The organism is Paracoccaceae bacterium (genome assembly GCA_033344815.1).
GTDB lineage: Bacteria > Pseudomonadota > Alphaproteobacteria > Rhodobacterales > Rhodobacteraceae > Roseobacter.
In genome coordinates, this window is the sequence record JAWPMR010000001.1 from 5,061,878 (window position 1) to 5,082,563 (window position 20,686).

Below are 20,686 nucleotides of genomic sequence, written 5' to 3' on the forward strand. Positions count from 1 at the left end.
TGTAGGGCGTGCCAATGTGCGATCCGTGTGCAAATCGATCCGCCTCGGGATCTACGACCAAAGTTGCCTAACCTTCCTCGCCATCGGATTGCGGTTGCGCGTCCAGCGGCTTCTTGCGGTTCGCCCGCGATCCCGCCTTGCGCGCTGCGGCGAACCCGCGGTCTGTGGACATGAAGCGGTCGAGCATTGGGGCAACGAGGCGCGCAGGCTCCAGATCTTGTCCGGTCTGGTTGCCCAGGACCGCTGCATAGTCGCAGAGGTCGCGGTGGACGTCGGCGGGAAGTTCCACGGTCAGCTTGACCGGTTTGTCGTCATGGATCGGACCAAGCTTAAGCTTCGTCATTGGACTTCTCCCAAGGGCTCGAGGATCAGGTCGCGGGTGACCATGACGCGGACGGGGAAGCCCGGTCGGATGGTCAGTGTCGGCGGGACGGCGAGCTGCTGCCGGACGATCTCGTCTCCGGTCCGTCCGATGGTGTCTTGTGCGGCCTCGCGGATGGCGCGGGCGACGTCATCCTCGCTGTCGGCCCCGCTTTCCAGGCCGAGGTTCAGGATCGTGGCGAGGCCCGCGGCGAGGAAGACGCGACCCCAATGGTAGTTGACCCGGTCCTGCAGGCCGGACGCGCCTGTTCCGTCAGTGCCGGGCGCGCGTTCCAGCACAATGGAGCGACCATCCGGCAGGATGAGGCGGGTCCAGACGAGGAGCAGGCGACTTTGGCCGGATGCGATGCGGCTGTCGTATTCTCCCAGCAGACGTGCGCCTTGAGGGATCAGTAGGAACCGCCCGGAGGGGCTGTCATAGACATTCGAGGTTACCTGGGCCGAGATCTGGCCGGGTAGATCGGAGCGCAGGCCGGTGATCAGGGCGGCAGGGATCACCGTTCCGCCCTGCAGGATGTAGGGGCTGGGCGGTGCCGTGATACGTTGTGCACTCACGGTTTCCGTATCTCCGGGACGGGTGAGGAACGCCTCCCGGCCCGAAATCGGATCGTTTGCTATCGGGCTGCCCAAAGCTGAGGGGAAGAACGCGCCGGTCGCGGGGGAGGTCGGTGTGGCCTGTGCTCCACCGCGCGGCACGGTTTGCGCCTCCGCGAAAAGGGCGCTCAGTCGGGCGGCGTCGAGTTCCTGAAGGCGGCGTTGTTCCTCGGGATCGACTGTGGAGGCCAAGGGACCGGAAAGGGGCGGTGCCGGGACCGGCTGGCCGCGATCTTGTGCCCCAAGGATGGCGCGGCCCAGCTCACCGGGCAAGGGCGGACCGAGACGCGGGACATCGGCGTAATCCCGAGGCAGTGTGGACAGTCCTTCAGCCGCTTGAATGCGTTCGGTGGAAAAGAGCTCGGTCTGCTCGCCCTCCTGCCGGTTTTTCTGCAGGGCCATGATCAGGATTGCGCCAAGGCCAAGTCCGCCGATGGCGGTGGCAAGGGCGATGACCCGGCGGGACAGGCGCATGACACGGGGCGGATCGGGCCTGAGGCGGAGCTCCTGGGCGATGTCTTCCTCGGTCCGTGTCGGCTCTTGGATATCAGGGATTTGTGTCATCGCTCCGCCTCCGGCTGTGGCGCGCGCGGTGGGCTTTGAGCGCTATCCGTCCGTATGATCCGCACGACCTGCTGTTGTCTTTCGCCGAGACGCAGTTCTGCGGCCCCGAACAGGCGGTCGACGATCAGCACATTGCCGAACACGCGGGTGTTTACGATCTGGCCGCGCCCATCCGCGCCGATCACGAAGAGCGGGGGCATCTCGCCTTGGGCGATGCCGGGGGGGAAGACGACATAGACACGCCGTCCATCGTCGAAGACGGAGACCGGCTGCCAGGGTGGCGTGTCGCCATGCAGGCCATAGCGATAGTGCCGGTCGGCCTCGGGCGGGATCGCGGGACGGCGGATTGTCGGGGTGCGGGGCGTGGATCGCATCTCCGGATAGGCCCATGCAACGCTGGGCATCCAGGTGTCCTCGTCGGCGTGCAACTCGATGTGATAGCTGCGCCGGTCGGTGTTGACGACGAGATTGGTGGAGATGTCGGGGCGGGTGGGTTTCACGAGGATATGGACACGCTCGCTGCGGCCCGACCCGCTTATAGTGTCGCCGATGATCCAGCGCGCGGTGTCGCCCGCGGCGATCGGGCCTGGGCCGGTCAGGCGTTCGCCAGGTTCGAGCGCGATATTCGTGATCTGGCCGGGTGCTGCATAGATCTGGTAGAGCGCGCCCTCGCTCCACGGGAAAACCTGCATGGCGTTATAATAGCCCTGCTGGCGGGGCTCGACGCGGGCGGCGGCATTGGCGGCGATGATGCGGGCTTCCGGTGTGTCCGCTTCCGGATCGCCGCCGCGGGAGGGCGTCCAGGCAGGCGGTGTGTGAACCGGGCGGGGCGGCCCCTCGGCCGGGGGCGGTGCCGGCGGCGGCGCGAGGGCCGGAACGTGGTCGTCATAGGCGATTTCGGGCGGGCGTTGCCCCGTGCAGGCGGTCAGCGCGGTGGCCGCGAGGAGAAGAACGGGGATGGGGCGAAGTCGTCTCATTGGGCATTTTCCCTCGACCAGTTGATGGCATGGACATAGACGCCGAGCGGGTTGGCCCGCAGGCGCTCTGCATCGCGCGGCGGCTGGATCACGACGGTCAGGATGGCGGTCCAGCGTTCGGTTGTGGCGAGCTGACCGTTTTCGTAGCGCCGCTCGATCCAGGCGACGCGGAAGCTCGTGTCAGAGGCGCGAATGACACTCGAGACCTCGATGGAAATCTGCGTGTCGCCGACCTGCGCGAAGGGATCGTTCACCCGGGCATGGTCGTTTAGCGCGACAGCGCCGCGATCCGTGGCGAAATCGTAGGCACGCAGCCAGTTCTGGCGCAGCACGATCGGATCGGCCGGGACCTGCCGGACATGCTCGACGAAGCGGGCGAGGTGCCAGGCGATCTGCGGATCGGTCGGGCGATACTCGGCGAGCGCCGGGGCGACGGCCTGTGCCGCACCGAGATTGTCGACCTCGACCACGTAGGGGACGACGCTGCTGCGCGTCGATTGCCAGGCGAGCGCCGCGCTGAGCCCGGCGGAGAGGGCGAGGCAGCCCATCGCCATGAGGCGCCAATTGCGGGCTTGGACGCGCGCCGAGCCGATGCGCTCGTCCCAGACCTGGGCGGCCTTCTGGTAGGGGGTGACGGGCTCGGGTGTGGTGCCGTAGCGGACACTGGGGCGTCGGAACATCAGGAGGACCTTTCGGAGAGGCTGACGACCGTGCCGCCGCCGCCATGATCGCCGGAGCGGATGACATGATTGGCGGTCGAGAGGCCGTGTTGAAGGGATTGCTGGCGCTTCATCCGGCGCGCCCAGTCGGGTGGGCCGTCATTGGCCGGGGAGGGCAGGGCACCACCCGCCATCCGTCCCCCGGTAGCGGCATAGGCTGCGCGGGCGCCGGACTGCGCGCCTTCCGAGATCGCGCGCCGGAGCGGGCTGAACGCGGCGACGGCACCGGTTTTGCCGATAGAGGCCACGCCTCCGACGGACTTGCCCAACGCTGTGCTGCGCGAGGCCGCGCCAAGCTGATAGGCGGTCGCGGTTCCGCTGCCGATAGCGCTGGCACCGCGCAGGGCGGCACCTCCGGTGCCAAGGGCCATTCGGGTTCCGGCGACACCGGCGACCGCGGCCCCGCCAACGGCGATACCGGTGCCGACCGCGGCGCCTGCGCCAAGCTGCGGCCCGCCCGAGACAATGCCATTGGCGATGCCGGGGCCGAAGATACCGAGGGCGAGGAGCGCCAACGCGCCGAGGACCACTGACATCGCGTCGTTGATCGTGGGCTCGCCCGCAAACCCGGCGGTGAACTCGCTGAAGATAGTGGAGCCGATGCCGACGATGACGGCCAGCACCAGAACCTTGACACCCGAAGAAATGACGAGGCCCAGCACTCGCTCGGCCATGAAGGCGGTCTTGTTGAATAGGCCGAAGGGCACGAGGATGAAGCCCGCCAGCGTGGCCAGCTTGAATTCGATCAAGGTGACGAAAAGCTGGATCGCGAGGATGAAGAACGAGAGCAGCACCACCAGCCAGGCGAAGAACAGGATCCCGATCTGGATGAAGTTCTCGAAGACGGCGACGAACCCGGAGAGGTCGGCGATGGAGGCGAGGATCGGCTGACCGGCCTCGAGCCCCACCTGCGCGATGCGCCCGGGCTGCAGCAGTTCACCGGCGGAAATGGTGCCGCCGGTGGCGACCAGGCCAAGGCCCGCAAAACTGTCGAAAACGATCCGGGCCAGCGTGTTCCAGTTGCCGATGATATAGGCGAAGACCCCGACGAAGAGGGTCTTTTTCACCAGCCGGGCGATGATGTCGTCATCCGCACCCCAAGCCCAGAACAGCGCGGCCAGCGTGATGTCGATGACGATCAGCGTGGTGGCGAGGAAGGCGACGTCGCCACCCAGAAGGCCGAAGCCGGAATCGATGTAGGAGGCGAAGACCTCGAGAAACCGGTCGATGACACTGACGCCGCCCATCGCCTCACTCCGTCCCGGCCGGCTCTGGAGCCAGATCGAAGAAGCGCTGCCGGGCCGCCTCCCAGGCGGCGCGGCATTCGGTGTCGGTGGCGTAGTCTTCGGGCGTCAGGTCACGGCAACGCGCGAGGGTGCCGCGCAAGGCGTCATCCCTGACCACATGCCCGGCGTCGGTGGGCAGGATCGTCCGGGTGAGTTCCGTAGCGGCGGCGAGGGCGGCAAGGCCGCCGATACCGAAGGCGACAAGGCGCAGAGTTCGCGGGGTGTCGAGGGCCATGCGCTTACTCCCCGAAAAAGCGGACGGTGCCAGGGGAGTAGCCGCCGCCGTAATCGAGGAACCGCGTGAGGTTCTCGCGGCCCTGCGCCTCGGCCGAGGCGATCCGGGCGGCTTCAAGCGCTTCGGCCCGGTTCTGCGCGGCGATGGCGGCGGTCAGATCGGCGATCTGTGTCGATTGCAATGCGAGCAGCTGGTTGCCAGCCTGCGCGACCTGCAGGGCCCCAACGGCTCCTTGGCTTTCGCGGATGAGCGCGTCCATCTGGCTGCGGGCTCCGTCGATATTGCCCACGACCCCGGCCTGCACGCGCAAGCTGTCCTCGAAGCCCGCGACGGAGGTTTCCCACCGCTCGCGCGCACCGGCGATCATCGCGTCGAAATCGCCCTGCGCTGCGGCAGCACCGTAGTCCTGCGTGAAGGCCTGTTCGATAGTGGCCACGTCGAAGGCGAGGCTTTGGGCATCGGCCAAGAGGCGCTGGGTTTCGCCGATGGCGTCCTGCAGCTGCGCCAGAGAGGAATGCGGTAGGTTCGCGAGGTTCAGCGCATCGTTCATCAACATCTGCGCCTGGTTCTGGATCTGGGCGATCTGGTTGTTGATCTGTTCCAGCGCCCGTGCGGCGGAGAGGATGTTTTCGGCATGGTTCCGGGGGTCGTAGACGATCCGCCCGCCGCCCCCGAAGAAGAAGGCCTGGGCAGGTGTCGTCAGGACCGGTGTCAGGACGAGGGCGCTGGCCATCAATACGGCGGCGAGTTTGCGGGGCCGGGCAGGGCGCTCAGGATTGCGGGTCATGTTCTGTCTCCTTCTGGTCAGGGTGAGGGGGTGTCGGATCGGTAGGTGCGATGTCGGGCCCGAGCAGGTCGATGGCCCAATCAAGACCGCGATGGCGCAGCCATGCGGCGGCAAAGCCGTCCCGGCCATGGGTGGCGATAAGATTGCTGATTGCGGCCTGATCGGCCTTGGAGGAGGCGGCGGTGAAGGCCAGAGCCACCTCGCCGAGGCCCAGCGAGAAGAGCCGGTTGCCCCGCCGCGACTGGCAGTAGTAGTCGTGCTTCGGCGTCGCGCGGGCGAGGATGTCGATCTGGCGGTCGTTCAGCCCGAAGTTCTGGTAGATCCGGGCGATCTGCGGCTCAAAGGCCCGTTCGTTGGGAAGGAAGATCCGCGTGGGGCAGCTCTCGACAATCGCGGGCGCGCTGAGGGACCCGTCGATATCGGCCAGCGATTGGGTGGCGAAGATCACCGAAGCGTTCTTCTTCCTCAACGTCTTCAGCCATTCGCGCAGCTGCCCGCCGAAATTGGCGTCATTGAGCGCAAGCCAGCCCTCGTCGATCAGGATCATCGTGGGGCGGCCGTCGAGGCGTGCCTCGATCCGGTGGAAGAGATAGGCGAGCACGGCGGGTGCGGCGGGGGAACCGATCAGCCCCTCCGTTTCAAACGCGAGCACGTCCGCGCTGCCCAGGTCTTCGGCCTCAGCATCGATAAGCCGTCCGAAAGGCCCGCCGAGGCAGAAGGGTTTCAGAGCGCGTTTGAGGTCGGTCGACTGCAGCAGGACCGAGAGGCCGGTCAGTGTGCGCTCCTCGCGCGGGGCCGAGGCGAGCGAGCTCAAAGCCGACCAGAGATGGTCCCGCGCAGCAGGGTCGATCGTCGCGCCTTCGCGCCCGAGGATCCCCGTGAGCCAGTCCTGCGCCCAGGCGCGTTCCGACGTCTCATCGATCCCGGCGAGTGGCTGCAGCTGCACCGCTGGTGCCTCGTCGGCCAGTGCATCGCCGAGGTTCTCCCAATCTCCGCCCATGGCGTACGTGGCGCAGCGGATCGATCCGCCGAAATCGAAGGCGAAGACCTGCGCACTGGCATAGCGCCGGAACTGCAGCGCCATGAGGGCCAGCAGGACCGATTTGCCCGCCCCGGTCGGGCCGACGATCAAGTTATGGCCGACATCGCCCACATGTGTGGAGAAGCGAAACGGAGTCGTGCCGTCAGTTTCGGCGTGGAACAGTGGCGGGCCGTCCAGATGGTCGTTCCGATCCGGCCCCGCCCAGACTGCCGAGATCGGGATCATATGGGCGAGGTTCAACGTCGAGATGGGTGGCTGACGGACATTGGCGTAGAGATGGCCGGGCAGGGAGCCGAGCCAGGCCTCGAGCGCGTTCAATGTTTCTGGGATGCAGGTGAAATCCCGCCCCTGCACGATCTTCTCGGCGGCCTTGAGCTTGGCCTCGGCGGCTGCTGCGTCCTCGTCCCAAACGGTAATCGTGGCGGTGACGTAAGCCGCGCCCGCCACATCGGCGCCGAGTTCTTGCAGTGCCTCGTCGGCATCCGCCGCCTTGTTGGCCGCGTCACTGTCGAGCAGGGTCGAGGCTTCGTTGGTCATCACCTCCTTGAGGATCGCGGCCACGGACTTGCGCTTGGCGAACCATTGCCGGCGAATGCGGGTGAACACCCGGGCGGCATCCGTCTTGTCGATGCAGATCGCGCGGGTGCACCAGCGATACTCGAAACCTTGCGCGTTCAACTCGTCGAGCAGTCCGGGCCAGGTGGCGCTTGGCAGCCCGATGATGGTCAGCGTCTTGAGATGCGCGGCCCCGAGCCGGGGTGTCAGCCCACCCACCAACGGGTCATCGGCCAGAACCGCGTCGAGACACATCGGCACCTCTGGGACGCGGACGCGCTGGCGCCGGGTCGAAACGGTCGAATGCAGGTAGGTCAGGGTCTCGGCATCGGAAAGCCAGGCGATCTCCGGCATGAACCCGTCGAGCAGATCGATCAGCCGGTCTGAGCGTGCAACGAAGCCGCTAGTCATATCCTGAGGCTTGGTGCTGCGATCCGGTGCGTTTTCCAGCAACCAGCCTTCAGCGCGGCTCGCATCATCTGCAGGCGGCATCCAGACCAGCGTCAGGAAATACGCGCTCTCGAAATGCGCCCCCGCCTCCTCGAACTGCGCGCGCCGTTCGGCATCGAGAAGGGCCGAGACCGGATCGGGAAACTCGGAGGCGGGGTAGTCCTGCGCTGGGATCCGTTGCGCTTCCACGAAGACAGCCCAGCCGGAACCAAGCCGCCTCAGCGCGCTGTTGAGCCGTGCCGAGGTGGCGACCAGTTCGGCGGGCGTGGCGGAATCCAGATCAGGCCCCCGAAACCGCGCTGTGCGTTGCAGGCTGCCATCCTTGTTCAAGATAACGCCTGGCGCGATCAATGCAGCCCAGGGCAGAAAATCGGCCAGTAGGGCGGATTTGGAGCGGTATTCGGCGAGACGCATCACTGGCTCAGACCCCGAACCAAGACGGGTAACGGAGATGCCGCCGCGCCACTTCGGCGATCTGTGCGTCCCGCTTCGCGGCCCACACTGCGAGGAGGTGGCCCACCAACCAAGTTGCGAGGCCTACGAGCCAGAGCCGCAAGCCGAGCCCGATGGCGGCCGCTAGGGTGCCATTGGCAATGGCGATGGTGCGTGGCGCACCGGCCAGCAAAATCGGATCGATAAGGGCGCGGTGCACCGGCGCGAAATAGCCGGGAATGTCGGTGGGGTTCTCCATCAGATCAGCGCCCCGCCGCCGAAGGAGAAGAAGGACAGAAAGAAACTCGAGGCCGCGAAGGCGATGGACAGCCCGAAGACAATTTGCACCAGCCGCCGGAAACCGCCCGAACTGTCGCCGAAGGCCAGTGTCAGCCCCGTGACGATGATGATGATCACCGCGACGATCTTGGCGACCGGGCCTTCGATCGACTCGAGAATGGTTTGCAAGGGGGCTTCCCACGGCATGCCGGACCCGGCGGCGAGCGCCGGTTCGGGCAGGGCAAAAGCGATCAGGCCGAGCGCGGTTGCGCCAAGGGCTGTGCGAAATGATGGCAGAAGGGTCATGGATGGTTTCCTTACTTTTGTGTGAAAAGGGGGGTGAGGTCGTAATCGCCCGAAGCTGTCAGGCCGGTGACACGCGCCAACTCGGAGAGGCGACGCTCGGCGCCCCGTCCGGACAGAACGGCAATCAGGTCGATGGTTTCTGCGATCAGCGCGCGCGGGACGGTGACAACCGTTTCCTGGATCAGCTGTTCGAGCCGCCGCAGCGCGCCGATGGCGGACCCGGCGTGGATCGTGCCGATCCCGCCCGGATGGCCGGTGCCCCAGGCTTTCAGCAGGTCCAGCGCTTCGGGGCCGCGCACCTCACCGATGGGGATGCGATCAGGCCGCAGCCGCAGCGACGCGCGCACGAGATCGGACAAGGTCGCAACCCCGTCCTTGGTGCGGAGAGCCACGAGGTTGGGGGTCAAGCATTGCAGTTCGCGCGTGTCCTCGATCAGGACAACGCGGTCTGAGGTCTTGGCGACCTCCGCCAAAAGCGCGTTGGTCAGCGTTGTCTTGCCGGTCGAGGTCCCACCCGCGATGAGGATGTTGGCTCGGCTCGTGACACCGACGCGCAATTGGTTGGCGGCGTCTGCGGAGAGAATACCGCCGGAGACATAGTCCTCGAGGGTGAACACCGCGACGGCGGGCTTGCGAATGGCGAAGGTCGGTGCGGAAACCACTGGGGGCAGCAAACCCTCGAAGCGTTCGCCCGTGTCTGGCATTTCAGCCGAAACACGCGGGGCCGCGGGATGGACCTCAGCCCCGACATGATGGGCGACAAGTCGGATGATGCGTTCGCCATCGGCAGGGGAGAGAACTGCGCCACTATCAGCCAACCCATCAACCAACTGGTCGATCCAGAGCCGCCCGTCAGGGTTCAGCATCACCTCGACGACGCCCGCATCCTCGAGCCAGGCGGCGATGCCCGGCCCGAGTGCCGTGCGCAACATGCGTGCGCTGCGAGATGGGGTCTCGGTTTTGAAGTGTGTAACGGTCATGATTGGCCTCGCGATGGATCACGAGACCGATTAAGAAGACCGCTATTGGCCTACGGGCAACAGCTGTGAAGGCGTAGTAGGGGTGTGGCGCGTAAAGGCAGGGAAAAGACGAAACGCAGCCAATTCGCAATAAAGGTCGACGATCGCTTCACCGTCTGACGTTATCTGAAAGCCGCATCGGCCAGCCCAGATACACAGAGTTTAGGACACTCCCTGCTCAATGCATCTCTCATTTCAACGCTCCAACACCACATGCATCCGGAAACCCGAATGCTGATCCACTTGCATGGGGCGGAACGGCCAGAAATCGCGCAACACCTCAGCATGCGGGTGGCCGTAGCTATGGCGCGGATCAGAGCTAAAGACGCTTGTTGTGGGGGCAATCAGCGCGGCAAGCCCGTCATGCCAATTTGCTCGGGCGCCATGATGTGCGACTTGAAACACGCTCGTTCGTCTTGCCCGGCGCGCATCGAGATAACTCTCCAAACTGTCCCACTTCGCGGCACTTTTCAGGTTGCCATCGCCGGTTAACAGGATTGCACCTCTCGTTTCATGTTCCTTCCAACAGCCGCAAGCGCCGAAAAGTCGGTGATACAAGCATTCGCAATTGCAGATCCTCTGCCCCGTCCAAGGGCCAACTCCACCGCCATAAAGCATTAGACTGACATTGTTCATGGCCGCCCCACGACCGAAAGTCGTTCCATAGAGCGTCCGCAGGTCATCAAGAGCGCTTTGCAGTTCGTCTTCGTTGCCGTTCAGCAGCGATCCTCGATGCGACTCCACTTTTGACGCAAACCCGAATGGGTCATCAGGTTTTGTAGCGGGATCATTGTAGGGCAGAAATTCCCAAACCCCATGGATGACAATTGCTTTGCCAGATCGAAGCATCCGAATGCGATGGTCCAAGTGACCGTATGCCCCTTCCAAATCTCCGTACGAAACGGGTTCGCCGGGCCCGGACGGCTTGTCGGGGTCATCTAAGTCTTCGGGCGGTTCGGGGGCTGCGGTCGGTTCGGTCGAGAATGGCGGTCCATCATCGTCAGAGGGCATAACGAACAGGACCTGTTCAAACCCGTCACCAGCTTCTTGGGTGAGATATTGCACTGGGTCGACGTAGAACAACATCTCGGGGTCTTCTGCCCTCAGCCCTTGTTCAAAGCCGATCAGCAGGCGGTGCCACAAGGGTGCCCACGGCAGCATTACGGTCTTGGCACCGATCTCATTCAGCAGTTCGACCACACCGCTAATGTGGTCATTATGGAAATGCGATAGGGTGAGAAGGTCGATTTTCTCACCTTGGCAATAGCGTTTCAGATCGTCGATCGCGTTGGTGACCAGTCGCTTTCCCGAACTGGAACCACAGTCATAGACCCAGCGATAAGGTCCGACTGGAGGCGGTTTGGGCGGTCCGCCAGTATCTATAATTCGGCGCGGTCGTCGTGCGGGAGGCCAAAACTCTACCGAACCCGTAGCGAACAGTCCTTGACCGACTGGAAAGAACCGATGGACCGCGCGAATTTTGGTCATGCGTCGGCTGTTTCTTCGGCAGGCTCGAGCGCCTCGTGCAGGAGGGCGTTCAGGAGTTTGCTGCGGGTGGTGGCGGTGGTGGTGAGGCTGGCCTCCAGCTGATCGCAGAGGGTCATCAGGGCATCGACCTTTGCCACAATGCGGTGTTGTTCGGCGAGGGGTGGGACCATGATAGGAAGCGCTTTTAGGACGCCTTGGTTGATCTTTGGCATAGTCTTCTGCGCGCCGGTTGCGTTGGCCATCAAATAATTGCGGGCAACGGGTGATATGCACCACAGGTGGACGAAACGAAGATCCATCTCCGAGGAAATGCGTACGCGCATGATTAGGTCAGGGTAGAGAAACTCTCTTTCTGGGCCATCGTATATCGCAGCCATACCGACATATTCAGGGGTGTTTCCTCGCTGGAACAACAAATCATTGGATTGTAGCCAGAATGGTTCAGCCGCTTCTAAGGAAACGTCCACGTGTTTGAAGTGTCGTCCATCAAATTGACCACTGGTTGTCGCCGTGAGCGTAATGGCTTTCGGGGCAGTTGGATTTTCCGTTTTCGTCGGTGATAAGCCGTTCTTTGGCCCATACTGCGTAATCGCATCCAAGCATTGGAGGTCCCAGCCCTCAGGAACGGCGAAGTCGATCAGGTTGTGATCTACTCGGGTGAACTTCCGAGGGTCGATGCTGGAGGCAATGTTAGCCATCAATTCGGCACCGCTTCCGTTAGCAGGGTCCTGTTTCACCAGTTTGCCGCGGACGGCGAGGTTCAAAATTGTTTGCCGGAGAGTCTTGATTTGGTCGGGGCGCGTGGTGAAGGTGGGCAGAGCCTCGAGGGCGAAAGCGGCGTGGGTGGGGAAATCGTCCGCCGTAGTGTCGGGGGCGGTCAGGCGGGCGAGGCTGGCGGTGGTCAACCGATCGCGCACCGCCTCGCGCTCCGCGCGGGCCTGTTCCAACTGATCACACAGCGCCATGAGTTCATCGACCTTGGCCACGATCCGGTGCTGCTCGGCGAGGGGTGGGAGGCCAATCAGCATGGCTTCCAATTTACCCTTTGTAATGTGCTGTAGACCGACCCCACCGTGCGCTTTTTCTATCATCTCATCGAGGCGCCCATTGATCGCCAGTCGTAGATATTTTGGGGTGAATGCCTCAGTCTTGAAATCGCACCGAAAGATGTGCTGATTAAGAACTGCAGGTCCACGATCCCAAATGAACGCACCAAATGATGTGCCAGGCGTGCCTGACCAACTGATGAGAAATGAACCATCGTCGATAAGGGAGCGCTCACGCGCAAAATTTGGTTCGCAATAGTTAAAGGGTGCATCTTGGCGATTTAGATTCTGAATTCGCACGATCCGAAGACCGTCGGAAGCCCAATCCGATGGCTTGAAAGCCATTCCATTCAGCAGATCCAACTGGTCGCCAATCTCGACCCACTTCCACATTTTTGGTAGCGAATAGGGCTCCACTGATGGTGGCACTTTCTTGCTAGAAGCTCGTGATCCCAGCGTCTTTCCGCTTTTATCTGATGGGGTAAAATCTTCAGGTTTGTCGTGGGCATCCTGCTCCACGAGCTTACCCCGCACAGCGAGGTCCAGAACCAAACGGCGCAAGCGTGGGATGGCGTCTTCGGCGTCAGAGATACGCTCATAAAACTCCAGCAAGCGGGTGGAGGAAAATGTGGCGTCCTTCATCGCGCCAGCGCTTCGGTCAGGATGGTTTTCAACTGATCGCGCAGGGCGGCTGTCTCGGCCTCTGCCGCTGTCAGATCGGCCAGTAGGGTTTCGGGGTCACCGTGATCCTCTTCCACCGTATGGGGGTTCTTGACGTCAAGGTTATAGCCACGCGCCTTGATCTCTTCGGCCGTGACCTTCCACGCCTGCGGGCCTTCCACCCGCCCTTCACGCGCGGCTCCGCCCCACCATGCGGCGCAGTCATTCAGATGTTCCAGCCGGATCGGCTTGGTCATGGAATAGGCCTTCTGCGTCTCTGGCACCTTGTGTTCCCAATACCAGATGTCCTCCGTCGGCGTGCCCTTTTCAAAGAACAGAAGGTTGGTGCCGATGGAGGCATAGGGTTTGAAGACTGAGTTGGGCAGCCGCACGATGGTGTGCAGGTTGCATTCCTCCATCAGGTGTTCCTTGAGCCGGGTCTTGATCCCCTCGCCGAACAGTGAGCCGTCGGGCAGCACCACGGCGGCTCGGCCACCTGGTTTGAGCAGGCGGATGATCAGCGCAAGGAACAGATCGGCGGTTTCGCGGGTGCGGAAGGTCGGGAAGTTGGATTCGATCCCGTCCTCTTCCTTGCCGCCAAAGGGTGGGTTGGTCAGGACGATGTCAACACGCTCGTCGCGGGTCCAGCTGACCAGCGGACGGGCCAGCGTGTTGTCGTGGCGCACGAAGTCGGGTTCCTCGACCCCGTTCAGCAGCATGTTGGTGACGCAAAGCATGTGGGGCAGTGGTTTCTTTTCCACGGCGCGTAGGGCGCCCTGCATTTGTGCCTCATGCTCGGGGCGTTTGATGTAGTTGTCGCGCATGTGGCGCATGGCGCAGGTCAGAAAGCCGCCGGTGCCGCAGGCGGGGTCGAACATGATTTCGCCGGGATGCGGGTCGATCTGCTGCACCATGAAGGCAGTAACGGCACGCGGGGTGTAGTATTCGCCCGCGTTGCCCGCGTTTTGCAGGTCGTTCAGGATTTGCTCGTAGATGTCGCCGAAGTGCTGGCGCTCGGTCAGGTTATTGAAGTCGACCTCGTTGATCTTGTTGATCATCTGCCGCATCAGCTGGCCGGATTTCATGTAGTTGTAGGCATCCTCGAACACATCGCGGACGACTCTGGCGCGAGGGCCTGCGTTGGTGGGCAGGGCCTTGAGTTCGGGGAACAGGGTGTTGTTCACGAAATCCAGCAGCGTGTCGCCGGTGATCCCCTCCGGGTCTGCCGCCCAAGCGCGCCATTGCAGAGCTTCTGGAATGGGCGAGGTGTAGTCGTCCTTGGTGAGTTCGAGTTCCTGATCCTGATCGTCGATGATCTTGAGGAAGAACATCCAGCACAGCTGGCTGATGCGCTGAGCATCGCCATCCACACCGGTGTCTTTGCGCATAATGTCTTGGATGGATTTGACGAGGGTACGGACGGACATTGGTTATGCGCTTTCTTCGTAAATAGCAGATTGCAGGTCGTGGACGGCCTTTTCGAACCCGGGTTTTCCACCGAAAGCGCGGACGAGTTCAACCACACTTCCCATTCCACTGAACGGCGCGATCTTCAGGACGCCCAGATCGTCGAGGTTCATGACGCCCTCATCGGCATATTTTTCCAGCAGGGCTTCAAGAACGGCCTTTGCCTGGGGGCCGTATTTGGTGAATACATCGCGTTTTTTCACGCTTTCTGCCCGCTCACGCCGGGTGAGAGGTTTGGCATCAAAAGCGATGTGGCAGATCAGGTCGAATGGGTCGAGATCCTTGCCAAGTTCCGCCGCGATGACATCGAGCGGCAGGCCTTCGGCTGCAAGTTCTTCAAATACTGCCTGCTTGCGGCCTTCACCCTTCCAGCGCTTGAGAAAATCATCAAGGCTGGCGTACTGCCGTTTCAGGGCCTTGCGGGTGTAATCGCGCAAAGACTCTGTGACCAGCTTGCCGTTCTCATCGAGGTATTCAACGCGTTCAGCCACGATGACCGCGCCGACCCCATCGACGTAAACCTTGCGGATCGGCCCACCGCCTGTGTTGCCACCAAGAGGGTCAAGTGGATCGACTGGATCAATCAGAACGGTTTCATCATCGCCCGGTTCCGGCGACAAGGGAGCGCCTTCATCATCCGTCTGCGGGGCATCATCTGGAGGTGTTATCGGGTCTTCAGGGCCGGGTTGGTAAATTTGAACCGGTTCCCCATCGAATTCCGGGTCAGCGAAATGGCTCGTTGAGCCTCGGAAATCCATGACTGTGAAGAACAGCTTTTGGGTATCCTCATGTACACGGGTGCCGCGACCAACGATCTGCTTGAACTCGGTCATTGACCCAACTTCACGATCGAGGACGATCAGACGACAGGTTTGTGCATCGACACCGGTCGAGAGAAGCCGTGAAGTTGTCACGATCACCGGATAGGGCGCTTCCGGGTCGATAAAGTTACCAAGTTGGTCAAGGCCTTCTTTGTCATTGCCGGTGATACGCATGACGTAGCGATGGTTTTGTGCCACCAGATCGGCGTTTTCATTGATGAGCGCCTGCCGCATCCGCGCCGCGTGTTCCTGATCCACACAAAAGACAATCGTCTTGGCCATCCGATCGCCGTTCTGCTTTAGAAACTCCGAAACCTTCTGCGCGACCAGCTTGGTGCGATCGTCCAAAACCAGTGTGCGGTCGAAATCCTTGATGTTGTAGATGCGGTCCTCGACCTCTTCGCCGTCGCGGTCGAGTTGCCCCTGTACTGGACGATAGCCCTGAATATCGCGGTCAATGTGAACCTTGATCACCTTGTAGGGCGCCAGAAACCCGTCACGAATGCCTTGCTTCAACGAATAGCTGTAAACTGGCGTACCGAAGTAATCGATGTTCGACGCATACTCGGTCTCTTTGGGCGTGGCGGTCAAACCGATCTGGGTCGCTGAAGTGAAATGGTCGAGGATTTCCCGCCAGGCGGAATCGTCAGCGGCACTGCCCCGGTGGCACTCGTCAATAACGATCAGATCGAAGAAATCTCGCGAAAACTCTTTATAGAGCTTTTGGCTTTCATCCGGACCCGTAATCGCCTGGTATAGGCCGAGATATATTTCGTAGGAGGTGTCAATCCGGCGACGCTTATCCAAAGCCAGCGTCAAATCAGTTGACGTACCATCGGTGCGTTCAATGGTTTTGGCCTGCGTCGACAGTTTGGCCATAGTGCCCGCGAAAGGTCGGAAATCATTCACCATCGTTTGGTCGATCAGTACGTTGCGATCAGCCAAAAACAGGATGCGCTTCTTCTGGCCCGCCTTCCAAAGCCGCCAGATGATCTGAAAGGCCGTGTATGTCTTGCCGGTGCCGGTGGCCATTACCAACAGAACGCGATCCTGACCCTTTGCGATCGCCTCAATAGCAGAGTTCACAGCGTTTACTTGATAATAGCGCGGAGTCTTGCCGCTGCCGTCATCAAAATAATCCTGCAGGGCTACGGTAGAAGCATCGTCAGACAAGCCCTTCCACTGGCAATATCGTGCCCAGAGCTCCGCAGGCGATGGAAACTGGTCCAGCGATAGCGTGACCTCAGGAGTGGGGCTCATGCCAGTTCGGTCATGAAGGATAAAGCCGTCGCCATTCGAAGAAAACACAAACGGAATCCCCAGCGTTTCTGCGTATTCCAAACCCTGTTGCAGTCCAGCGCCAATAGCTTGGGTATTTTCTTTCGCTTCAATTATCGCGATCGGAATATTCGGTTTAACGGAAAGGATGTAATCTGCCCGTTTTCCCTTGCCGCGGCTCACCAACTTTCCTCGGACAATTATTCGACCCTTGGTAAAGCTGACCTCTTCCCGGATTTGGTTTAATTCATCCCAACCCGCCTGGCGAAGTGCCGGTGTTATGTACTTCGTACAAATATCACGCTCACTCAGTGATCGTTTGTCCATTGAGATGTTTCCCGACTGCGCGAAACGCCACAAGAGCAGCAAATCGAATAAATCATTAGTTTGTAGACTTTAGACGGGAACTCAGACACTCGGCAACGGTTAACGGCCGCGATCAACGCCGCACTGGCGTAAATCGGGATGAAACCTCAGGTTGATGGGATCAAATGTCCGAAGTCGATGTTGGATAGTCAGCCTGCATCCGGACGACCACCCACAACTTTCAAGCGCGGCTTCAGTATCTTGCCCAGAACCTTCACCCCGGTTCGCAGCGGGAAATCGATTTGATCGGCATTGCGTTGAGTGATCTCGACCCGGGTATGCTTTAGCAGTTCGGCTACCGATAGCGCTCCTGAAAAAGTCAAATCAGGATGGATGTTCATTCGCCGAGCCAGGCAGGTCGCGTGACAGTTCTTTCGACAATGTAGCACCCTTCGCCAGCCGCCGCGCCAGCGTCTCGACGAAGCCTCCATACCGCTCTTTCCCCTTCGTTTTGGCAGCCGCGTAGGTGTCATCTGGCAGCGGCGGCGTTGTCGTCAGCCAGAAGCGAACGAACAGCGCTAGCGCCTCGGTCGTGATCTCTTGGTCTCGTTCCAGCCGCTCTAGCGACCTTGTCAGGCGGTCCAGCCTGCGGACGATCGCGGCTTCGCTCTGCTCGGCACTGTCGGGTGACAGGAACGACGCTAAGGCCGTCTCGATGACTTGGGTCTTGGGGACGCGCCGCCGCGCAGCCAGCGCGTCGATTTCATCGAAGAGAGCTGCGTCGACATAAGCGGTGATCTTGGCTTTCTTCATCCTGCCACCTCACAGTTCAATGCCGTCGTCGGGATCGAGGGCCGCTTGACGCGCGACGTTGCGGAAGCGGGTTTGCATGGCGCGGGCGCGTTGGGCCTCGTCGTCGGGTTCGTCTTCGAGGGCTGCGAATTCCTCGCGCGGGAACGGCAACTCAGGCGCCACATCTTCATGCTTAGGAACCTCAGGCTCTCGTCGGATGCCGCCATTCGCATCGTCAGCGGGCTTGTTCGTGGCAGCTTCCCGAGGCGGCGCTATCGGCTGAAGACAGCTCCAATCGTCGGATCCCGCAGGGCTGACGGATGCAGATGCTTCGACGATAGGCGGCTTTTGGATTCTCGCCGTCAGTTGCGCATCACGGAAGTATCGCACTTTTTGTGCCCGGATCGGGGCTGCGCCCGACACGAGGATGATTTCGTCGTCGGGCGGCAGCTGCATGATCTCACCGGGCGTAAGCAAGGCGCGGGCGGTTTCCTGGCGCGAGACCATCAGATGCCCGAGCCAGGGCGACAGGCGGTGCCCGGCATAGTTCTTCATCGCGCGCAGCTCGGTCGTGGTGCCGAGGGCGTCGGACAGACGCTTCGCCGTGCGCTCGTCATTGGTCGCGAAGGCGACGCGGACATGGCAGTTGTCGAGGATGGCGTTGTTCTGGCCATAGGCCTTTTCGATCTGGTTCAGCGATTGGGCGATCAGGAAGGCCTTGAGACCGTAGCCCGCCATGAAGGCCAGTTGGCTTTCAAAGAAGTCGAGACGGCCGAGGGCTGGGAATTCGTCGAGCATCAACAGAAGGCGGTGCTTGCGGTTGGTGTTGTGCAGCTCTTCGGTCAGGCGACGACCGATCTGGTTCAGGATCAGCCGGACCAGCGGTTTCGTGCGAGAAATGTCCGACGGCGGCACCACGAGGTAAAGGGTGAGCGGCCGCGCATCTGAGACTAGATCGTCGATCCGCCAGTCGCAGCGCCGGGTCACGGAGGCGATCACGGGATCGCGGTAGAGGCTGAGGAAGGACATGGCCGTGGACAGGACGCCGGAGCGTTCGTTCTCGGATTTGTTCAGCAGCTCGCGGGCGGCCTGGGCAACAACGGGATGCGGGCGATCACCGAGATGGGGCGTGCGCATCATCGCAGTCAGCGTGGCGGCGATGGGACGTCGCGGATCAGACAGGAAGGCGGCGACGCTTGCCAGTGTCTTGTCCTTCTCGGCATAGAGAACATGCAGGATCGCGCCGACCAGAAGGGAATGGCTGGTCTTCTCCCAATGGTTCCGCCGCTCGAGCTGGCCTTCGGGATCGACGAGGATATCCGCGATGTTTTGCACGTCCCGCACCTCGCGCTCGCCGCGGCGGACTTCGAGCAGCGGATTGTAGGCGGCGCTGGCCGCATTGGTCGGATCGAAGAGCAGGACACGCCCGAACCGCGCCCGCCATCCGGACGTCAGCTGCCAGTTTTCGCCCTTGATGTCGTGGACAATCGCGGAGCCGGGCCAGGTCAGCAGGCTTGGGATGACTAGTCCGACGCCCTTGCCGGAGCGTGTGGGCGCGAAGCACAGCACATGTTCTGGTCCGTCATGCCGGAGGTAGCGCTTGTCGAGACGGCCCAGCACGACCCCGTCTTCCGCGAACAGCCCGGCGGCGGTGATATCCTTGAGGCCTGCCCATTTGGCCGAGCCATAGGTCGTCACGTCGCTCGCCTCTCGCGCCCGCAGGACCGACAGCAAGATTGCGACGGCAATTGCGGCGATCCCGCCTGCGCCGGCGATTGCGGCGCCTTCCATGAAGACGCGCGGCGCGTAGGCATCATACCAGTACCACCAGGTGAAGACCTGCCACGGGCGATAGATCGGCAGGCCGAAGTGGGCGGTGAGAGGCGCGCCAAGTTGGGGTTGGAACCCCAGACGAAACGCGACCCATTGCGTCGCTGCCCAGACGAAGAGCAGCGCCACGATGCTGACGATGAGGATCTGGCCCCAGAGGATCTTGGTGGCCGATGATGTGTCCTGACGGCTCATGGTGATGTCCTTTATGCTCAAAGGCTCAGCCCGCGCTTGCGCCCGAGGCTCCAATCGATCCCGCCGCCAGGCGTCATCGTGCCCGTGACGGTTTGGCCGAGATGGCGTTCGAGTTGCGGGGCCCAGGGGACCAGCGAGAATCCGAGGCCATCGTCGATCATGGCGAAGCGACCCGAGGCGAGATCGAGGCGTTGGCGAAACGTCCCTGCGACGGGTTCGCCCTCGGTCGGCTTGTAACGGGGGAGGCCGGTTTGGGCGCTCAGGTCTTGAGCAATGGCGTCCAGTTCGCGGTTGCGCAGGGTGGCCAGCAGATCGCGGGCAAAGGTGACCTGCTGACCCTGCCGTCGGGCGAGGCCTTCGGCGACAAGGTGATCCGAGCGGCGCTCCAACGCGTGGCGAACCTCTGCGCCAAATCCGGTGCCGCTCAGCGGTGCGCGGTCCCGGGCAAGATGCAGGCGGTCGAGCCAGGTGGCGCCCTCGGCCTCGATCTGGGCGGCCAGCGACAGATCGGAACGACCGACAAGAGACAGTTGCGGTGTCCCGTCCGTCTTCCCTGTCCAGAGCCGGGTTTCGACGATACCACCTTGCGGCGTGTCGCCGGTGGCATCCAGATCCCGGAAACGCAGGTGATGCACGCGACCGTCAACACCGTCGATGATCGCGTAGCCGCTACCGGCGTGGTCATCATGAAAGCCGCGTTTCACGAGCCGCCCGAGGATCGGCGCGGTGGGCGTGCCTTCGATGGCGAAATCACCCGCCGCGCGGTTGCGGTCGGCGCCCATGGCGCGGTGCATCCGTTTGATGATATCGCCGCGCACCCCAAGCTCGCGCAGAGTGTCTTCGGCATTCGGTTTCAAATCCCAGACGGCAGGGGCGATTTGTTCGGCCAGCGCGAGCCTCTCCAGTGTCTGGGCGCGCCCGATCATCAAGCGGCGCAGCTCCGGATCGTGGGGTTCCGGCGTGCCGCGCCGCAGGTCGGCAATGCCGGCATGATCATCCGCCAGTGAACGCAGGCCGCGATCCAGATCGGTCCAGCGTTCCGCCGTGACCTGCGTTTCCAGTGCGTCCGAAATCTCCCGCTCGCTGCGGGGGCCGAGTTCCAGCTGCACGAGGTCTTCCGCGCGCGCCCGAAACCCCCGGCTGATGTAGTCGCGCGAGATCACCAGGTCGCGGCCAT

At 62.3% G+C, this 20,686-nt stretch carries 19 protein-coding genes; all 19 read right to left on the reverse strand.

Annotation, left to right across the window (positions count from 1 at the left end; translation table 11 throughout):
* Nucleotides 1-67: 67 nt before the first annotated feature.
* Nucleotides 68-343, reverse strand: coding sequence for a DUF2274 domain-containing protein (locus R8G34_23460; protein MDW3225811.1), 276 nt, complete (start codon nt 341-343; stop codon nt 68-70).
* Nucleotides 340-1,539, reverse strand: a complete 1,200-nt coding sequence (locus R8G34_23465; protein ID MDW3225812.1) for a TrbI/VirB10 family protein — start codon at nt 1,537-1,539, stop codon at nt 340-342. Before R8G34_23465 ends, R8G34_23460 begins: the two co-directional genes overlap by 4 nt.
* Nucleotides 1,536-2,516, reverse strand: coding sequence for a P-type conjugative transfer protein TrbG (gene trbG / locus R8G34_23470; protein MDW3225813.1), 981 nt, complete (start codon nt 2,514-2,516; stop codon nt 1,536-1,538). Before trbG ends, R8G34_23465 begins: the two co-directional genes overlap by 4 nt.
* Nucleotides 2,513-3,196, reverse strand: coding sequence for a conjugal transfer protein TrbF (gene trbF / locus R8G34_23475; protein MDW3225814.1), 684 nt, complete (start codon nt 3,194-3,196; stop codon nt 2,513-2,515). The genes trbG and trbF overlap by 4 nt, the downstream gene beginning before the upstream one ends.
* Nucleotides 3,196-4,482, reverse strand: a complete 1,287-nt coding sequence (trbL, locus tag R8G34_23480; protein MDW3225815.1) for a P-type conjugative transfer protein TrbL — start codon at nt 4,480-4,482, stop codon at nt 3,196-3,198. Before trbL ends, trbF begins: the two co-directional genes overlap by 1 nt.
* 4 nt (nt 4,483-4,486) lie before the next feature.
* Nucleotides 4,487-4,756: a putative entry exclusion protein TrbK-alt gene (gene trbK-alt, locus R8G34_23485; protein MDW3225816.1), complete on the reverse strand. Its 270-nt coding sequence runs from the start codon at nt 4,754-4,756 to the stop codon at nt 4,487-4,489.
* Nucleotides 4,757-4,760: 4 nt separating this feature from the next.
* The gene (gene trbJ / locus R8G34_23490; protein MDW3225817.1) at nt 4,761-5,543 is read right to left on the reverse strand and encodes a P-type conjugative transfer protein TrbJ; all 783 of its coding nucleotides are present in this window, start codon (nt 5,541-5,543) and stop codon (nt 4,761-4,763) included.
* On the reverse strand, nt 5,527-8,007 hold the full coding sequence (trbE, locus tag R8G34_23495; protein ID MDW3225818.1) for a conjugal transfer protein TrbE: 2,481 nt from the start codon (nt 8,005-8,007) through the stop codon (nt 5,527-5,529). The genes trbJ and trbE overlap by 17 nt, the downstream gene beginning before the upstream one ends.
* A 4-nt stretch (nt 8,008-8,011) precedes the next feature.
* Nucleotides 8,012-8,281 (reverse strand): VirB3 family type IV secretion system protein, encoded by a 270-nt coding sequence (locus R8G34_23500; GenBank protein ID MDW3225819.1) that lies wholly within the window; start codon nt 8,279-8,281, stop codon nt 8,012-8,014.
* Nucleotides 8,281-8,607, reverse strand: a complete 327-nt coding sequence (locus R8G34_23505; GenBank protein MDW3225820.1) for a TrbC/VirB2 family protein — start codon at nt 8,605-8,607, stop codon at nt 8,281-8,283. Before R8G34_23505 ends, R8G34_23500 begins: the two co-directional genes overlap by 1 nt.
* 11 nt (nt 8,608-8,618) lie before the next feature.
* Nucleotides 8,619-9,587, reverse strand: coding sequence for a P-type conjugative transfer ATPase TrbB (trbB, locus tag R8G34_23510; protein MDW3225821.1), 969 nt, complete (start codon nt 9,585-9,587; stop codon nt 8,619-8,621).
* 234 nt (nt 9,588-9,821) lie between these two features.
* Nucleotides 9,822-11,114, reverse strand: coding sequence for an MBL fold metallo-hydrolase (locus tag R8G34_23515; GenBank protein ID MDW3225822.1), 1,293 nt, complete (start codon nt 11,112-11,114; stop codon nt 9,822-9,824).
* Nucleotides 11,111-12,802 carry a restriction endonuclease subunit S gene (locus tag R8G34_23520; GenBank protein MDW3225823.1) on the reverse strand — a complete coding sequence of 564 codons (1,692 nt, stop codon included), beginning with the start codon at nt 12,800-12,802 and terminating at the stop codon, nt 11,111-11,113. Before R8G34_23520 ends, R8G34_23515 begins: the two co-directional genes overlap by 4 nt.
* Nucleotides 12,799-14,247 carry a class I SAM-dependent DNA methyltransferase gene (locus R8G34_23525; GenBank protein MDW3225824.1) on the reverse strand — a complete coding sequence of 483 codons (1,449 nt, stop codon included), beginning with the start codon at nt 14,245-14,247 and terminating at the stop codon, nt 12,799-12,801. The genes R8G34_23520 and R8G34_23525 overlap by 4 nt, the downstream gene beginning before the upstream one ends.
* 3 nt (nt 14,248-14,250) lie before the next feature.
* A complete protein-coding gene (locus R8G34_23530; protein MDW3225825.1) occupies nt 14,251-16,713 on the reverse strand; it encodes a DEAD/DEAH box helicase family protein in 2,463 nt (820 codons plus the stop codon).
* Nucleotides 16,714-16,901: 188 nt separating this feature from the next.
* Nucleotides 16,902-17,093, reverse strand: coding sequence for a hypothetical protein (locus tag R8G34_23535; GenBank protein ID MDW3225826.1), 192 nt, complete (start codon nt 17,091-17,093; stop codon nt 16,902-16,904).
* Complete coding sequence (locus R8G34_23540; GenBank protein ID MDW3225827.1) at nt 17,077-17,505, reverse strand: ribbon-helix-helix protein, CopG family; 429 nt, start codon at nt 17,503-17,505, stop codon at nt 17,077-17,079. The genes R8G34_23535 and R8G34_23540 overlap by 17 nt, the downstream gene beginning before the upstream one ends.
* A gap of 9 nt (nt 17,506-17,514) precedes the next feature.
* Nucleotides 17,515-19,509, reverse strand: coding sequence for a conjugal transfer protein TraG (locus tag R8G34_23545; protein MDW3225828.1), 1,995 nt, complete (start codon nt 19,507-19,509; stop codon nt 17,515-17,517).
* 17 nt (nt 19,510-19,526) lie between these two features.
* A partial coding sequence (locus R8G34_23550) for a DUF3363 domain-containing protein (protein ID MDW3225829.1) occupies nt 19,527-20,686 on the reverse strand: 1,160 nt, incomplete at its 5' end.

What these genes read in the sequence shown, in the direction of transcription:
- trbF (MDW3225814.1), bottom strand. Translation starts at nt 3,196, where the DNA reads ATGTTCCGACGCCCCAGTGTCCGCTACGGCACCACACCCGAGCCCGTC.
- R8G34_23525 (MDW3225824.1), bottom strand. Translation starts at nt 14,247, where the DNA reads ATGTCCGTCCGTACCCTCGTCAAATCCATCCAAGACATTATGCGCAAA.
- R8G34_23540 (MDW3225827.1), bottom strand. Translation starts at nt 17,505, where the DNA reads ATGAAGAAAGCCAAGATCACCGCTTATGTCGACGCAGCTCTCTTCGAT.
- R8G34_23530 (MDW3225825.1), bottom strand. Translation starts at nt 16,713, where the DNA reads ATGGACAAACGATCACTGAGTGAGCGTGATATTTGTACGAAGTACATA.
- R8G34_23535 (MDW3225826.1), bottom strand. Translation starts at nt 17,093, where the DNA reads ATGAACATCCATCCTGATTTGACTTTTTCAGGAGCGCTATCGGTAGCC.
- R8G34_23460 (MDW3225811.1), bottom strand. Translation starts at nt 343, where the DNA reads ATGACGAAGCTTAAGCTTGGTCCGATCCATGACGACAAACCGGTCAAG.
- R8G34_23500 (MDW3225819.1), bottom strand. Translation starts at nt 8,281, where the DNA reads ATGGAGAACCCCACCGACATTCCCGGCTATTTCGCGCCGGTGCACCGC.
- trbJ (MDW3225817.1), bottom strand. Translation starts at nt 5,543, where the DNA reads ATGACCCGCAATCCTGAGCGCCCTGCCCGGCCCCGCAAACTCGCCGCC.
- R8G34_23465 (MDW3225812.1), bottom strand. Translation starts at nt 1,539, where the DNA reads ATGACACAAATCCCTGATATCCAAGAGCCGACACGGACCGAGGAAGAC.
- trbG (MDW3225813.1), bottom strand. Translation starts at nt 2,516, where the DNA reads ATGAGACGACTTCGCCCCATCCCCGTTCTTCTCCTCGCGGCCACCGCG.
- R8G34_23515 (MDW3225822.1), bottom strand. Translation starts at nt 11,114, where the DNA reads ATGACCAAAATTCGCGCGGTCCATCGGTTCTTTCCAGTCGGTCAAGGA.
- trbB (MDW3225821.1), bottom strand. Translation starts at nt 9,587, where the DNA reads ATGACCGTTACACACTTCAAAACCGAGACCCCATCTCGCAGCGCACGC.
- trbL (MDW3225815.1), bottom strand. Translation starts at nt 4,482, where the DNA reads ATGGGCGGCGTCAGTGTCATCGACCGGTTTCTCGAGGTCTTCGCCTCC.
- R8G34_23505 (MDW3225820.1), bottom strand. Translation starts at nt 8,607, where the DNA reads ATGACCCTTCTGCCATCATTTCGCACAGCCCTTGGCGCAACCGCGCTC.
- trbK-alt (MDW3225816.1), bottom strand. Translation starts at nt 4,756, where the DNA reads ATGGCCCTCGACACCCCGCGAACTCTGCGCCTTGTCGCCTTCGGTATC.
- R8G34_23545 (MDW3225828.1), bottom strand. Translation starts at nt 19,509, where the DNA reads ATGAGCCGTCAGGACACATCATCGGCCACCAAGATCCTCTGGGGCCAG.
- R8G34_23520 (MDW3225823.1), bottom strand. Translation starts at nt 12,802, where the DNA reads ATGAAGGACGCCACATTTTCCTCCACCCGCTTGCTGGAGTTTTATGAG.